At 70.5% G+C, this 14755-nt stretch carries 11 protein-coding genes; 3 read left to right on the plus strand and 8 right to left on the minus strand.

Translation table 11 applies throughout. The features are described from left to right. Window positions 1-105 precede the first annotated feature (105 nt). Entirely contained in the window at window positions 106-2943 is a 2838-nt protein-coding gene (gene topA / locus SLV14N_RS18185; protein ID WP_208681948.1) for a type I DNA topoisomerase, read from the minus strand. A gap of 506 nt (window positions 2944-3449) precedes the next feature. On the opposite strand from topA, the gene SLV14N_RS18190 reads away from it, so the two are divergent. Beyond that, window positions 3450-4085 (plus strand): hypothetical protein, encoded by a 636-nt coding sequence (locus tag SLV14N_RS18190; RefSeq protein ID WP_208681950.1) that lies wholly within the window; start codon window positions 3450-3452, stop codon window positions 4083-4085. 53 nt (window positions 4086-4138) lie between these two features. Then, window positions 4139-4522, plus strand: a complete 384-nt coding sequence (locus tag SLV14N_RS18195; RefSeq protein WP_272577815.1) for a DUF2752 domain-containing protein — start codon at window positions 4139-4141, stop codon at window positions 4520-4522. A gap of 72 nt (window positions 4523-4594) precedes the next feature. Here SLV14N_RS18195 and SLV14N_RS18200 read toward each other — a convergent pair whose 3' ends face one another. The 7 genes from SLV14N_RS18200 to bldG form a co-directional block, all read right to left on the minus strand. Continuing rightward, window positions 4595-4999 carry a hypothetical protein gene (locus SLV14N_RS18200; protein ID WP_263270197.1) on the minus strand — a complete coding sequence of 135 codons (405 nt, stop codon included), beginning with the start codon at window positions 4997-4999 and terminating at the stop codon, window positions 4595-4597. Between the two features lie 233 nt (window positions 5000-5232). After that, complete coding sequence (locus SLV14N_RS18205) at window positions 5233-5430, minus strand: hypothetical protein (protein WP_208681956.1); 198 nt, start codon at window positions 5428-5430, stop codon at window positions 5233-5235. Between the two features lie 85 nt (window positions 5431-5515). Beyond that, the gene (locus SLV14N_RS18210) at window positions 5516-7054 is read right to left on the minus strand and encodes a methyltransferase (RefSeq protein WP_263270198.1); all 1539 of its coding nucleotides are present in this window, start codon (window positions 7052-7054) and stop codon (window positions 5516-5518) included. Between the two features lie 139 nt (window positions 7055-7193). After that, window positions 7194-7778: a small secreted protein gene (locus tag SLV14N_RS18215; RefSeq protein WP_208681960.1), complete on the minus strand. Its 585-nt coding sequence runs from the start codon at window positions 7776-7778 to the stop codon at window positions 7194-7196. 218 nt (window positions 7779-7996) lie between these two features. After that, window positions 7997-10402, minus strand: coding sequence for a sodium-translocating pyrophosphatase (locus tag SLV14N_RS18220; protein ID WP_208681962.1), 2406 nt, complete (start codon window positions 10400-10402; stop codon window positions 7997-7999). An 862-nt stretch (window positions 10403-11264) separates the two neighbouring features. Further along, window positions 11265-11702, minus strand: a complete 438-nt coding sequence (locus SLV14N_RS18225) for an ATP-binding protein (protein ID WP_208681964.1) — start codon at window positions 11700-11702, stop codon at window positions 11265-11267. 110 nt (window positions 11703-11812) lie between these two features. Then, window positions 11813-12154, minus strand: a complete 342-nt coding sequence (bldG, locus tag SLV14N_RS18230) for an anti-sigma factor antagonist BldG (RefSeq protein ID WP_018089983.1) — start codon at window positions 12152-12154, stop codon at window positions 11813-11815. Window positions 12155-12316: 162 nt separating this feature from the next. Between bldG and SLV14N_RS18235 the strand changes: the two genes are divergently transcribed. Further along, window positions 12317-14680 carry a DEAD/DEAH box helicase gene (locus SLV14N_RS18235; RefSeq protein WP_263270199.1) on the plus strand — a complete coding sequence of 788 codons (2364 nt, stop codon included), beginning with the start codon at window positions 12317-12319 and terminating at the stop codon, window positions 14678-14680. Window positions 14681-14755 lie beyond the last annotated feature (75 nt).

Here is a 14755-nt window from a genome sequence, read left to right on the forward strand (position 1 = left end):
GAGCGTCGAGCGCCTGCCCGAACAAAGGGGCGGGCCCGACGGAACGTGTCCGTCTTGCCCGCCCTTGTCCTGCGGCTTTGCCGGCCGGAACCGGCCGGTGCCGCCTCAGTCCTCGGCCGACGCCGCCGTCTTCTTGGCCGCCGCCGTCTTCGCGGTGGCCTTCTTGGCGGTCGTCTTCTTCGCCGTGGTCGTCTTCTTCGCCGCGGTCTTCTTGGCGGCCGTCTTCTTCGCGGCCGTCTTCTTGGCCGGCGCCTTCTTGGCCGCCTTCTTCGCGGTCTTCTTCGCCGGCCCCTTGGCGCGCTTCTCCGCGAGCAGCTCGTAGCCCCGCTCGGCGGTGACCGTCTCGACGTCGTCGTCCCGCCGCAGCGTCGCATTGGTCTCGCCGTCGGTGACATACGCACCGAACCGGCCGTCCTTGACCACCACCGGCTTGCCGCTGACCGGGTCCGTGCCCAGCTCCTTCAGCGGCGGCTTGGCGGCGGCCCGTCCGCGCTGCTTGGGCTGGGCGTAGATCGCCAGCGCCTCGTCGACGGTGATCGAGAAGAGCTGCTCCTCGCTCTCCAGGGAGCGCGAGTCGGTGCCCTTCTTGAGGTACGGGCCGTAGCGGCCGTTCTGCGCGGTGATCTCCACGCCCTCGGGGTCCTTGCCGACGACGCGCGGCAGCGACATCAGCTTGAGCGCGTCCTCCAGCGTCACCGTGTCCAGGGACATCGACTTGAAGAGCGAGGCGGTGCGCGGCTTGACCGCGTTCTTGCCGGTCTTCGGGGTGCCCTCGGGCAGGATCTCGGTGACGTACGGGCCGTAGCGGCCGTCCTTGGCGACGATCTGGTGGCCGCTGACCGGGTCCATGCCCAGCTCGAAGTCGCCGCTCGGCTTGGCGAGCAGCTCCTCCGCGTACTCCACGGTCAGCTCGTCGGGCGCCAGGTCGTCGGGGACGTCGGCGCGCTGGTGGCCCTCGGCGTCCTTCTCCCCGCGCTCCACATACGGGCCGTAGCGGCCGACCCGCAGCTTGATGTCCTCGCTGACCGGGAAGGACGAGATCTCCCGGGCGTCGATCGCGCCCAGGTCCTCGACCAGTTCCTTGAGCCCGCCGAGGTGGTCGCCGTCGCCGTTGCCGGCGTCCGCGGCACCGCCCTCGCCGTGGCCCTGACCGAAGTAGAAGCGCCGCAGCCACGGCACGGACTGCGCCTCACCGCGGGCGATGCGGTCGAGGTCGTCCTCCATCTTGGCGGTGAAGCTGTAGTCGACCAGCCGGCCGAAGTGCTTCTCCAGGAGGTTGACCACCGCGAAGGACAGGAAGGACGGGACGAGCGCGGTGCCCTTCTTGAAGACATAACCGCGGTCGAGGATCGTGCCGATGATCGACGCATAGGTCGACGGTCGGCCGATCTCGCGCTCTTCCAGCTCCTTGACCAGCGTGGCCTCGGTGTAGCGGGCGGGCGGCTTGGTGGCGTGCCCGTCGGCGGTGATCTCCTGCGCGGCCAGCGCATCGCCCTCGGCGACCTGCGGTAGCCGGCGCTCGCGGTCGTCGAGCTCGGCGTTGGGGTCGTCGGCGCCCTCCACATAGGCCTTGAGGAAGCCGTGGAAGGTGATGGTCTTGCCGGACGCGCTGAACTCGGCGTCCCGGCCGTCGGCGGCCCGGCCACCGATCTTGACGGTGACGGAGTTACCGGTCGCGTCCTTCATCTGGGAGGCGACGGTCCGCTTCCAGATCAGCTCGTAGAGCTTGAACTGGTCGCCGGTCAGACCGGTCTCGGCCGGGGTGCGGAAGCGGTCGCCGGAGGGGCGGATCGCCTCGTGCGCCTCCTGGGCGTTCTTGACCTTGCCGGCGTAGGTGCGCGGCTTGTCCGGCAGATAGTTCGCGCCGTACAGATGCGTCACCTGCGCCCGGGCCGCGGCGACCGCGGTGTCCGAGAGCGTGGTGGAGTCCGTACGCATATAGGTGATGTAGCCGTTCTCGTACAGCTTCTGCGCCACCTGCATGGTGGCCTTGGCGCCGAAGCCGAGCTTGCGGCTGGCCTCCTGCTGGAGGGTGGTCGTACGGAACGGGGCGTACGGCGAGCGGCGGTAGGGCTTGGACTCGACCGAGCGCACCGCGAAGTCGGTGTTCTCCAGGGCGGCGGCGAGCGCGCGGGCGTTCGCCTCGTCCAGATGGAGCACGTCGTTCTTGAGCTGCCCGTTGGGGCCGAAGTCGCGGCCCTGGGCGATACGGCGGCCGTCGACGGTGTTCAGCCGTGCGGTCAGCGTCGAGGGGTCGCTGGCGTCCCCGGCCCGGCCGGTGGCGAACGTGCCGGTCAGATCCCAGTACTCGGCGGAGCGGAAGGCGATGCGCTCGCGCTCCCGCTCGACGACGAGACGGGTCGCGACGGACTGCACCCGGCCGGCCGACAGCCGGGGCATGACCTTCTTCCACAGGACCGGCGAGACCTCGTAGCCGTAGAGGCGGTCGAGGATACGGCGGGTCTCCTGGGCGTCGACCAGCTTCTGGTTCAGATCGCGCGGATTGGCGACGGCCTCGCGGATCGCGTCCTTGGTGATCTCGTGGAAGACCATCCGGTGGACGGGGACCTTGGGCTTGAGGATCTCCTGGAGGTGCCAGGCGATGGCCTCGCCCTCGCGGTCCTCATCTGTGGCGAGGTAGAGCTCGTCGGACTCGGCCAGCAGCTCCTTGAGCTTCTTGACCTGGTCCTTCTTGTCACTGTTGACGACGTAGATCGGCTGGAAGTCGGCGTCGACGTTCACGCCGAGGCGGGCCCAGGGCTCGCCCTTGTACTTCGCCGGGACCTCTGCGGCGCCGTTGGGCAGATCGCGGATGTGTCCGACGCTGGCCTCGACCACGTAGCCAGGGCCGAGGTAGCCCTTGATCGTCTTCGCCTTGGCAGGCGACTCGACGATGACGAGTCGGCGGCCGCCGCCGTCTGTGGTCTCGCTGGTCGGGGACAACTTCGCTCTTCTCTCCGGTCGACGCTGGGATTGCTTCCCGGCCGGACGCCGGGACGCACTGCGGTGACGCTTGACGCTGCGGAGTGTGACGGTACCTCCCGGCCCCGTGTCAAACGGAAAAACCCCGCAACGCCACTCGAACGGTAACCCGACTACATGCCTTCATGCCGCCCGGACCGCATCAGGCGCCCGCCACGGGCCCCGGAGGCGACGTTATGGATCATGACGGGGCCGTGCTGCTCCCCGGTGTCCACTCCTGCCGTTCCCCGCGGGCCGCGGCCGCGGCACCTTCGGTGATCTCACACAGTGACGATCCCCGGCGGTTCCTCGCTCGCCCGGGGCCGCGCACCGCAGCGTCCGCCGGCCGACGACTGTCACAAGGCGGCGCCGGATGCCGTCATTGCCTTGATACAGCACGTGACCGGGCTGGCAGGATGGACACGGCACGGCTCGCCGTTCGAGCCGAGTACTGCCGTCAGCACGCACTCTCGGGGGGAACACCACCCATGGCGAACCAGTACCCCGGACCGCCTCCGGAACAGCCGCCCGGCGGGCCCGGCCAGAACCCTTACGCCACGCCGGAGAGCGGTCAGCCCGCCGACTCCGGTTACGGCTATCCGCAGGGCGGCCGCCCCGGGGAGCCCGGATACGGCTATCCGCAGGCCGGCTCGCCGCCGCAGCCGCAGCCCGGCTACGGCTATCCGCAGGACGCCGCGCAGCCGGCGCCCCCGCCCGCTTTCCCGCCGGGCGCGCCGCCGCAGCCGGCGCCCGGCGGTTTCCAGCCCGGGGCCCAGCCCGGCGGGATGTCGCTGTCGCTCGGCGATATCGCGGTGAGCGGCGACACGATCATGACGCCGGCCGGGCCGATGCCGCTCAAGGGCGCGGTGTGGACGGCGACCGACATGTCGCGGACGGAGGAGAAGATGCCGACGCACGCGGTCGTGCTCGCCATCGTCTTCTTCCTCTTCTGTCTGCTCGGTCTGCTCTTCCTCCTGATGAAGGAGCGGGTGACGACCGGGTTCGTGCAGGTCACGGTGAACAGCGGCGGCCGGCACCACTCCACGATGATCCCGGTGCAGTCACGCGAGCAGGTGATGTGGGTGCTCAACCAGGTCAACTACGCCCGGTCGCTGAGCGTGTGAGCGCCGGGGAGCCCTGGGGTCCCGCCGAGCCCGCGGGACCCACCGGGGCATCGGTGCGGACCCGCACCCTCCGCCGGGCGTCGGTCACGCTCGGCGTCGGTGCGGCGGCCGCCGTCTACCTCTGGCACACCGATCCGCACCAGCCGGGCCAGCTGCTGATCCCCTGCCCCTTCAAATGGGCCACCGGGCTGCTGTGCCCGCTGTGCGGCGGGACCCGGATGGCGTACGACCTGATGCACGGCGAGGTCGTGACGGCCTTCCACGACAACGCCGTGCTGCTCACCCTGGGCGGGCCGGCCGTGGCGTACGCCGTCGGGCGCTGGCTGGTCGCCGGCCTCCGCGGGCGGGTGTACCGCCCGCGGCTGTCGGGCCGTGGCAATGCCGTGGTGCTCGGCATCGCCGCGGTGTGGATGCTCGCCCGCAATCTCGTCGGCTGAGTACGTCCGACGGTCCGGCCGCGGTCCGGACCGTCCGGCGTCAGTGCGTCAGTGCGTCAGTGCGTCAGCAGCTCAGCGCACGGTGACCGTGACCACCGGCGAGACGGTGCTGCCGGTCGCCATGCGGAGCTGGTTGACGCCCTTGATGCCGAGCTTGACCCGGACCGAGTACGCACCGCTGCTGTTGACCGGCGTCTGCGCGGGCAGCGAGACCCACTTCGTGCCCTGCTTCTGCTGGACGGTGAGCTTGGTGCCGGCCTTGATGCCCTTGGCGACGCCGGTGATCCGGAACTGCTCCCAGGCCTTGACCGTGGTCGCGCTCGCCTTGGCCGTCAGGCTGGCGGCGGCCGGTGCGGTGGCCACGGCCGGCGTGGACGAGTGCAGGTCCTGCGGCGCGGCGAAGGCAGCGGCCGAGCCGCCGGCCAGCAGGGAGACGGCGATGGCGCCGACGGTGGCGTAGCGAAGTGCACGGTTCATAGGGCTTCCTCACTGCGGGGGCCGGCCCGTTGGGCGACCGGCCTGTTGGTGACCTTCACTGAGGAACATGCCCTGACGCACCGGAAAGTTCCCGCGTACCGGCACACACCGGCCATTTATGACAGAACTGGCCGGAAGTGAACGTAGCGCCTTCCGACGGCAGTTGAGGACGGCGCCCCGCCAACGATGGTGACGAACCGAAGGGCGACGGAACAACAGGGCGACGCCTGCGGCTACAACGCCGCCAGCAGCCAGCAGCCCGTGGCCAGGAACACCACCCCGGACAGCAGCGCCGTCACGGTGGCGACCGGACGGCTGACGCCGTCGGCGACCGGGGCACCGGTCCGCGCACACACGCCCGTCCACACCAGAAGTCCGGCGCCGAACAGCGCGAACGCCACACCGGCGAATGCCTCGGGTCCACTCTCCATGCGGGCAGCCTGGCACCCCGGGACGGCATCCCGGCGAACGCCGGATGAACGGCGTCCGCATGTCGTCCGCCGCTCCGGATCCTCCTCAGCCGTCCGCGGCCACCGGCTCCAGGAACCCCTGCTCGACCAGCATCCGGATCGAGGCCGGGGTGCGGTCCCGCAGCAGGACCGGGTCCTCGCCGACGAGTTGGGCGATGGCATCCAGAATCCGCCCGGCGGGCAGTGAGCCGTCGCACACCCCGGCGAAGCCGGCACCGACCGTGTCCACCTTCGTGGCCCGCCGCATACCGCGGTGCTGACGCAGCACCACATGCTCCGGGTCCTCCGCGCCGGGCAGCCCGACCTGCTCCTGGACCACCTCGTCGGCGAGCCGGAAACGGCCGGCCAGCAGCGCCGCGTCGTCCGTGGCCCGCAGATAGTCCTGGCGGTCGAAGTGCCGTACGACCGACTCCCCCAGCGGCTGCTCGACCGGGTGCGGCCACTCCTCGACCGTGATGGAGGGCGCGTCCGAACCGGACTTGCGCAGCGTGATCCACCCGAAGCCGATGGCCTTGGTCTTGCGTACCTCGAACTCGTCGAGCCAGGCGTCGTAGCGCGCGGTGTACGCCTCGTCGCCCGCCCGGTGATCGCCCGCGTCGCGCAGCCACAGTTCGGCGTACTGGGTGATGTCCTGCACCTCGCGCTGCACGATCCAGGCGTCACAGCCGCGCGGCACCCAGGACCGCAGCCGGTCGTGCCACTCCTCGCCCGCCACATGCTGCCAATTGGCCAGCAGCTGGCAGTAACCGCCGTCGTTGAGATGCGCGGCGGACTGCTGCACGAGCGTCCGGCACAGGTCGTCGCCGCCCATGCCGCCGTCCCGGTAGGTGAGGCGGGCACCCGGCGAGATCACGAACGGCGGGTTGGACACGATCAGGTCGTACGTCTCGTCACCGACCGGCTCGAACAGCGAGCCCTCCCGCAGGTCCGCCGCCTCCGCCCCGGAGAGCGCCAGCGTCAGCGCGGCGACCCGCAGCGCCCGGGGGTTGAGGTCGGTGGCCGTGACGCGGGTGGCCTGCTGGGCGGCATGCAGCGCCTGGATGCCGGAGCCCGTACCGAGGTCGAGCGCCTTGGCGACCGGCCGGCGCACGGTGATCCCGGCCAGGGTCGTGGACGCACCGCCGACGCCGAGCACCAGCTGTGCCCGGTCCGCCTCCCCGACGCCCCGGATGCCGCCGGCCCCGCCGACCGCGCAGCCCAGGTCGGAGACGATCCACCAGTCCTGCCCCTCGGGGCCGCCGTACGGGCGCACGTCCACACTGGCGCGCAGTTCGTCACCGTCCTTCACCAGCCAGCCGTCGGTGAGGCAGTCCGCGACCGGCAGCGCGGCCTGCGCCTGCCGCAGCTCCACCGGGCGCTGCAGCAGGAACAGCCGCACCAGGGTCTCCAGCGGGCTGTCGCCGCGCGTCGCCCGCAGAGCGGGGACGGTCTCGCTGCGCGCCAGCGCGGCATAGGCGGGCGCGCCGAGCAGCTCCAGCAGCCCATCGGCGGTGAAGGCGGCGGCCAGCAGCGCCTCGCGCAACCGGGCCGTGCGGGCGTTGCTCTCGGGGTCCTGGGCATCTGCGGTGGGGAGGTGCGTACTCACGCCCACCATTGTCGGCCCTGCCACTGACAAACGGCGACGGCCCGGCGCCACGCCCTTCCCGGGCGCGTCGCCGGGCCGTCGGAGCCGCTGCCGGTTCGCGGATGCCGCGGCTCACCGGCTGGGCCGGCTCCCGTGGCCGCTACGACTTCTTGGTCTGCGTGGGCGCCGGGGCGCCGGACGCGGCGGGGTTCTGGCAGCCCTTCTGGGCGGCCATCGCCGTGCCGACGTCACCGGCCTCGAGGTTCTTGAAGGCGGCCTCGCTCTGCTTGTTGAGCTTGTTGATGCCGCTGGAGAGGTCGCGCAGACCGTCCGCGAACTTGAGCTTGTCCTTGGTGTCGAGGCCGTCGACCTGCTTCTGGAGGTCCGCATAGCCCTTGGAGAGCGAGTTGAGCTCCTTGACGGCGTTCTGCTGGGCCTGCTTGCCCTGGTCGGTCGGCGGAGGCCCGGCCTTCTCCAGGGACTTGGCCAGCGAGGCGTAGGCGCTGGAAATCTTCTGGAAGGCTGCCGAGTCGGTCTGCTGGACCTTCTTGGAGTCCGTGCTGCCGTTGTCAGCCACCTGCATGGCGGCGTTGGCGTCCTGGATCTTCTTGAACTGAGCCTGCGCAGGGTCGCAGAAACTCTTCGCCCAGTCATTGAGCTTCTTGTTGCTGTCGTCGCTGCAGCCGGTCAGCGCGAGCACCAGTGCGGCACCGCCGGACAGTGCAGCCACAAGCTTCTTGTTCACCGGATTGGTCCCTTCCATGGCTCTCGGCCCCGGAACATACACGTCCAAACGGCCTGGGCCACCGGTCGGGCATCCCGCCCTGCCCTCATTGCAGCCATTTGCACCAAGGACCGCAGGGCCACCCGGGCACGCGGAAGGCGGGTGGCCGGCGCCTGCAAAATACGCCGTCCACCCGCCCAGTTGAGCGGTCCGCGAGCCCTGTTGGTGGTCCTTTGCGGCTAGGACGCCACCGCCGTCTTGGCTGACTTGGCGATACTTTCCGGATCTTCGGAGTTGTCTTCGTCACCCACGGCGATTCCGCGCCGCTTGGAGACGTAGACCGCACCGATGATGACGGCGATCGCCAGCCCCGCGACCACGAGCCGGACGCCCGTGCTCTTGTCCTGGCCGTAGGAGAACTGGACCACAGCGGGCGCGATCAGCAGCGCCACCAGGTTCATGACCTTCAGCAGCGGGTTGATCGCCGGGCCGGCGGTGTCCTTGAACGGGTCACCGACGGTGTCACCGATGACCGTCGCGGCATGCGCCTCGCTGCCCTTGCCGCCGTGATGCCCGTCCTCGACCAGCTTCTTCGCGTTGTCCCACGCGCCACCGGAGTTGGCGAGGAAGACCGCCATCAGCGTGCCGGTGCCGATCGCACCCGCAAGGAACGAGCCGAGCGCGCCGACGCCGAGCGAGAAGCCGACCGCGATCGGGGTGAGCACGGCCAGCAGCCCGGGAGTGGCCAGCTCACGCAGCGCGTCCTTGGTGCAGATGTCCACGACCCGCCCGTACTCGGGCTTCTCGCTGTAGTCCATGATCCCGGGGTGCTCCCGGAACTGCCGGCGCACCTCGAAGACCACCGCTCCCGCGGACCGCGACACCGCGTTGATCGCCAGCCCGGAGAACAGGAAGACGACCGACGCGCCGAGGATCAGCCCGACCAGGTTGTTGGGCTGCGAGATGTCCAGGCTGAGGCCCATCCCGGAGGCGGCGTTGCCGACCTCCCGTACGGCGGTGGCGATCGCGTCCCGGTACGAGCCGAAGAGCGCGGCCGCGGCCAGTACGGCCGTCGCGATGGCGATGCCCTTGGTGATGGCCTTGGTCGTGTTGCCGACCGCGTCCAGGTCCGTCAGCACCTTCGCGCCGTCACCGGTGACATCGCCGGACATCTCGGCGATGCCCTGCGCGTTGTCGGAGACCGGGCCGAAGGTGTCCATCGCCACGATCACACCGACGGTGGTCAGCAGACCGGTGCCGGCCAGCGCCACCGCGAACAGCGCCAGCATGATGGAGGCACCGCCCAGCAGGAACGCTCCGTAGACGGCCAGGCCGATCAGCACCGCCGAGTAGACGGCCGACTCCAGGCCGATCGAGATACCGGCGAGCACGACCGTGGCCGGGCCGGTCAGCGAGGTCTTCCCGATGTCCCGCACGGGTCGCCGGTTGGTCTCGGTGAAGTAGCCGGTCAGCTGCTGGATCAGCGCGGCCAGCACGATGCCGATGGCGACCGCCACCAGCGCCAGCATCCGCGGGTCGCCGCTGGTGCTCAGGATCTCGACGTCGGTGACGCCCTGCAGGCCCTGGTAGCTGGACGGCAGGTAGGCGAACACGGCGGCGGCCACCAGGACCAGCGAGATGCCCGCGGAGATGAAGAAGCCGCGGTTGATGGCCGTCATGCCGCTGCGGTCACTGCGCCGGGGCGCGACCACGAAGATGCCGATCATCGCGGTGAGCACGCCGATGGCCGGGACCAGCAGCGGGAAGGCGAGCCCGGCGTCGCCGAAGGCCGCCATGCCCAGGATGAGCGCGGCAACCAGGGTCACCGCGTACGACTCGAAGAGGTCGGCGGCCATACCGGCACAGTCACCGACGTTGTCGCCCACGTTGTCCGCGATGGTCGCGGCGTTGCGCGGGTCGTCCTCGGGGATGCCCTGCTCGACCTTCCCGACGAGGTCGGCGCCGACATCCGCGGCCTTGGTGAAGATGCCGCCGCCGACCCTCATGAACATCGCGATCAGCGCGGCGCCGAGGCCGAAGCCCTCCAGCACCTTGGGCGCGTCGACCGCGTACACGAGCACCACGCAGGAGGCACCGAGCAGGCCCAGCCCCACGGTGAACATTCCGACGACGCCACCGGTGCGGAATGCGATCTTCATGGCCTTGTGAGAGACGGCCGTAAGATCCCTTTCCCGGGTATCGCCCTCTTGCGGAGTGGCTTCCCGGGCGGCCGCCGCAACGCGCACATTGCTGCGCACGGCGAGCCACATGCCGATATAGCCGGTGGCCGCCGAGAATCCGGCGCCGATCAAGAAGAAGGCGCTGCGTCCGGCGCGCTGCGTCCAATCGTCTGCGGGCAGCAGCATGAGCAGGAAGAACACCACGACGGCGAATACGCCGAGAGTCCGCAACTGCCGTGCCAGATAGGCATTTGCGCCTTCCTGCACGGCCGCCGCGATCTTCTTCATACTGTCGGTTCCCTCACCGGCCGCGAGCACTTGGCGGACCAGCACCGCCGCGACTGCCAGCGCCGCCAGGGCGACCGCGGCGATCACCAGCACGATGACGCGGTTGCCCGCCGTAAGTGACGGCCCGGCCAGAAAAGTGGGGGTGTCAAGCAACTGAGGGGTGTAAGGCCCCGCCATTCGTCCTCCTTGACGTTTGGCACATGGGCGCGCGGAAGCACGCTCAGGCGTCCTGAGCAAGATGTGGACGGATTGTAGGGAGCCGCGGTTGATCAAAACAGTACGCGTCAAAGGGAATTCGCCGGTAGCGGCGAAGATCAAAAGGCCGACGCGGTACGCAATTCGCCCGGACGAAGGAAAGCAGCGAATTCGCTGACCACTGCCCGATGATCTCTCTGTCGTACTGATCGCCCATGGATCGCCCACTGATCGCCGCTGCTCAAGGACGCCGCCCCGGAGCCTGGGCCGATTGAGGTGTGCGGGACACCGGAGAGAATTGTTCCGCCCGACTACGGCCGAACGGGTGACCCGGAGCGCGCGGACCGCTCCCCGCCACCCGATGAAGAGCCGTCAGATCGAGTCCGGATCGCAACGCATGAGACAGGAGCATGAGACAGGAGCGGAGCCCGGGGCGAGCCGGTGGGGCTCCCCCGGTCCGTGCCCGGTGACGGTCCGGGGCACCGTCGGGTCGCACAGTCACACGGGGCTCACGGGGCTCACGGGGTGCACAGGACGCAGGGCCGACACACGTCGGTGTGCACGGGGTCAGAGCCTTCAAGAGCCGTCAGGGGGCGCCCGGGGCCATCACAGGGCCAGAGGCGCGGCAGAAGGCCGTATGGACGTCTCTCCGGCGATCTCACGGCCGGGCGGCGCCACTGCCGTGACCGAGCCCGCCACAGCCACCGTCAGCGTCCTGGAGGCCTCGGTGCGTGGAGAATCTGAGGCGCCGGTGCGTGGAGAATCTGGGGACGTGACGGTTCGTGCCGCGTCACCTACGGACAGCGCGGATCGGGAGGCATCCCGCTGACGCATCGCCGGAGCGCTACGGCAGGACCGCAGCCGTCGTGGTGGGCCAGGTCATGCGGATCAGCCCGCCGTCCTTGCCGGCGGTCACCTCGACATCGTCGACCAGCCCGCTGATCACGGCGAGACCCATCTCGTCCTCGCCCTCGGCATCGCTCTCCGCGACGCCCTCGGCCTCGTCGGCGCCGCGCGCCGTACCGGAGTCGCCGGTCACCCCGTCGCCCACCTCGATCGAGAACTTCTTCTCGTCCTCGATCAGGAGCACCCGCACCGGAGCCGCGATCTCATGGCTCTCGTGCAGGCCCACGGCCCGGCTGCACGCCTCACCGACGGCGAGCCGCACCTCGTCCAGCACGGCCTCGTCCACCCCCGCGCGCCGTGCCACAGCAGCCGCGACCAGACGCGCGGTGCGGACATGCTCGGGAAGGGCGCTGAAGCGAAGTTCGACGGTGGCCATGCCATCCCCCTCGTTATGCGGGCGTGCGACGCAGGGGGCCGGACCTCCGTCCGGTACCCCCCACTTCTTCCTCCCCCCGCGCCTGGTGGCGCGGGGGACCGGCAAAACCGTCAGTCAGTCGCCGAGACGGCTTCCTCGACCGAGGTGTGAATCGGAAACACCTTGGTCAGTCCGGTGATACGGAAGATCTTGAGAATGCGCTCCTGGTTGCAGACCAGGCGCAGCGAGCCCTCATGGGCACGCACCCGCTTGAGCCCGCCGACCAGCACGCCGAGCCCAGTGGAGTCCAGGAAGTCGACACGTTCCATGTCCACCACGAGGTGGTAGCTTCCGTCGTTCACAAGCTCGACCAGCTGCTCCCGCAGCTTGGGCGCGGTGTATACATCAATCTCGCCACCGACCTCGACGACCGTACGGTCGCCAACGGTCCGGGTCGACAGGGACAGGTCCACGGATCCTCCAGCACCTTGCTATCGAGCGGTCGCCCCCCTGGGGCCTCCCCACCGAAGGTAGGGGCGGATCTGGCAGCCGCGATGGCATTCAATCACTTACCAGTAGGCGTGCACGACGCCCTTTAAGCATTGTCCGTCACTCCGGTGACACACTCGGTGCCGATGGCCTCCAATCCAGTCCCGCCGGATGCGGGCGCGCGCCCGTCCCCAGGCATGATTCTCGAACGTCTCGCCAGGGGCGCGACCCGCGCTGCGCGCATCACTCATACGGAGCACTTGCCCCCGCGCATCGGCAGCCATGCCGACTGGCCGGAACAGATCCGGCCGGAAGTGATCGATGCCATCCGCTCGGCCGGAATCGATCGTCCCTGGGCCCACCAGGCACGGACGTCCGAACACGCACTGCGCGGCGAATCGGTCGTCGTGGCCACCGGCACCGCCTCGGGGAAGTCCCTGGCCTATCTCGCGCCGGTCCTCTCCACGCTCCTGGACGGCTCCGAGGCCCCGAACGGGAGAGGGGCCACGGCCCTGTATCTGGCCCCCACGAAGGCGCTGGCGGCCGATCAGCGGCGCGCCGTACGTGAGCTGGCCGCCCCGCTGGGCCCGGCCGTCCGGCCCGCGGTCTACGACGGCGACACCCCCGTCGAGGAGCGCGAGTGGGTCCGCCAGTACGGCAATTACGTCCTGACCAACCCCGACATGCTGCACCGCGGGATCCTGCCGTCGCACCCTCGCTGGTCCTCCTTCCTGCGGGCGCTGCGCTATGTCGTCATCGATGAATGCCACAGCTACCGCGGCGTCTTCGGCTCCCATGTCGCGCAGGTCGTCCGCAGGCTGCGCCGTATCTGCGCCCGTTACGGCTCCGAGCCGGTCTTTCTGCTCGCCTCCGCCACGGCCGCGGAGCCGGGACAGGCCGCGACCCGGCTCACCGGCCTGCCCGTGGTGGAAATCACGGAGGACACCTCGCCGCGCGGCGAGTTGGTCTTCGCGCTGTGGGAGCCGCCGCTGACCGAACTCCACGGTGAGCAGGGCGCCCCCGTCCGCCGGACCGCCACCGCGGAGACCGCGGATCTGCTCACCGACCTCGCCGTCCAGGGCGTGCGCACCGTCGCCTTCGTCCGCTCCCGGCGGGGCGCCGAACTGATCGCCCTGATCGCGCAGGAGCGGCTCGCGGAGGTGGACCGCTCGCTGCCCGGACGGGTCGCCGCCTACCGGGGCGGCTATCTGCCCGAGGAGCGCCGCGCCCTGGAACGCGCCCTGCACAGCGGTGAGCTGCTCGGCCTGGCCGCCACCACCGCGCTCGAACTGGGCGTGGACGTCTCCGGGCTGGATGCCGTGGTCATCGCCGGTTATCCGGGGACCCGGGCGTCCCTGTGGCAGCAGGCGGGGCGGGCGGGCCGCTCCGGGCAGGGCGCGCTCGCCGTGCTCGTGGCCCGCGACGACCCGCTGGACACCTATCTCGTGCACCACCCCGAGGCGCTCTTCGACCAGCCCGTCGAGTCCACCGTCCTCGACCCCGACAACCCCTACGTGCTCGCCCCGCACCTGTGCGCGGCCGCCGCCGAACTCCCGCTCACCGCATCGGACTTCCCGCTCTTCGGGCCCGCGGCCGGCGGTCTGATGCCGCAGCTGGAGGCCGCGAGCCTGCTGCGCCGGCGCGCCAAGGCCTGGCACTGGACGCGCCGCGAGCGCGCCGCCGACCTCACCGACATCCGCGGGCAGGGCGGTTCGCCGGTGCAGATCGTGGAGGCCGGTACCGGGCGGCTGCTGGGCACCGTGGATGCCGCCGCCGCGCACACCGCCGTCCACGACGGCGCGGTCCACCTCCACCAGGGCCGTACCTACGTCGTGCAGCAGCTCGACCTCGCCGACGATGTGGCGCTCGTCGAGGAGGCCAGCCCGCCCTATTCCACGACCGCCCGCGACACCACCGCGATCTCCATCCTCGACACCGACACCGAGATCCCCTGGGGCGATGCCCGGCTGTGCTTCGGGTCCGTCGAGGTCACCAACCAGGTCGTCTCCTTCCTGCGCCGCAAGCTGATCACCGGCGAGGTGCTGGGCGAGACCAAGCTCGACCTGCCGCCCCGTACGCTGCGCACCCGCGCGGTGTGGTGGACGGTCACCGAGGACCAACTCGACGCCGCCCGCGTCAATCCCGAGCAGCTGGGCGGCGCTCTGCACGCCGCGGAACACGCCTCCATCGGCATGCTGCCGCTCTTCGCCACCTGCGACCGCTGGGACATCGGCGGCGTCTCCGTTCCCCTCCACCCGGACACCCTCCTGCCGACCGTCTTCGTCTACGACGGCCACCCGGGCGGCGCCGGATTCGCCGAGCGCGCCTTCCACACGGCCGCCGACTGGCTCACCGCCACCCGCAGCGCCATCGCCTCCTGCGAATGCGAGGCCGGCTGCCCTTCCTGCATCCAGTCGCCCAAGTGCGGCAACGGCAACGACCCGCTCCACAAGCGGGGAGCCATCCGGTTGCTGGGCGAGCTGTTGCGCGGCGCGCCGCAGGGGACGTAGCGGGGGTGCCGCCGCGGGCCGGGCGCGGACCGCGACGGCCGGGGCCGGCCCGGCCCGTGCCCGCGCCGGGTCACC

This window comes from Streptomyces sp. Je 1-4 4N24 (genome assembly GCF_026239515.1).
Lineage (GTDB): Bacteria > Actinomycetota > Actinomycetes > Streptomycetales > Streptomycetaceae > Streptomyces > Streptomyces nigrescens.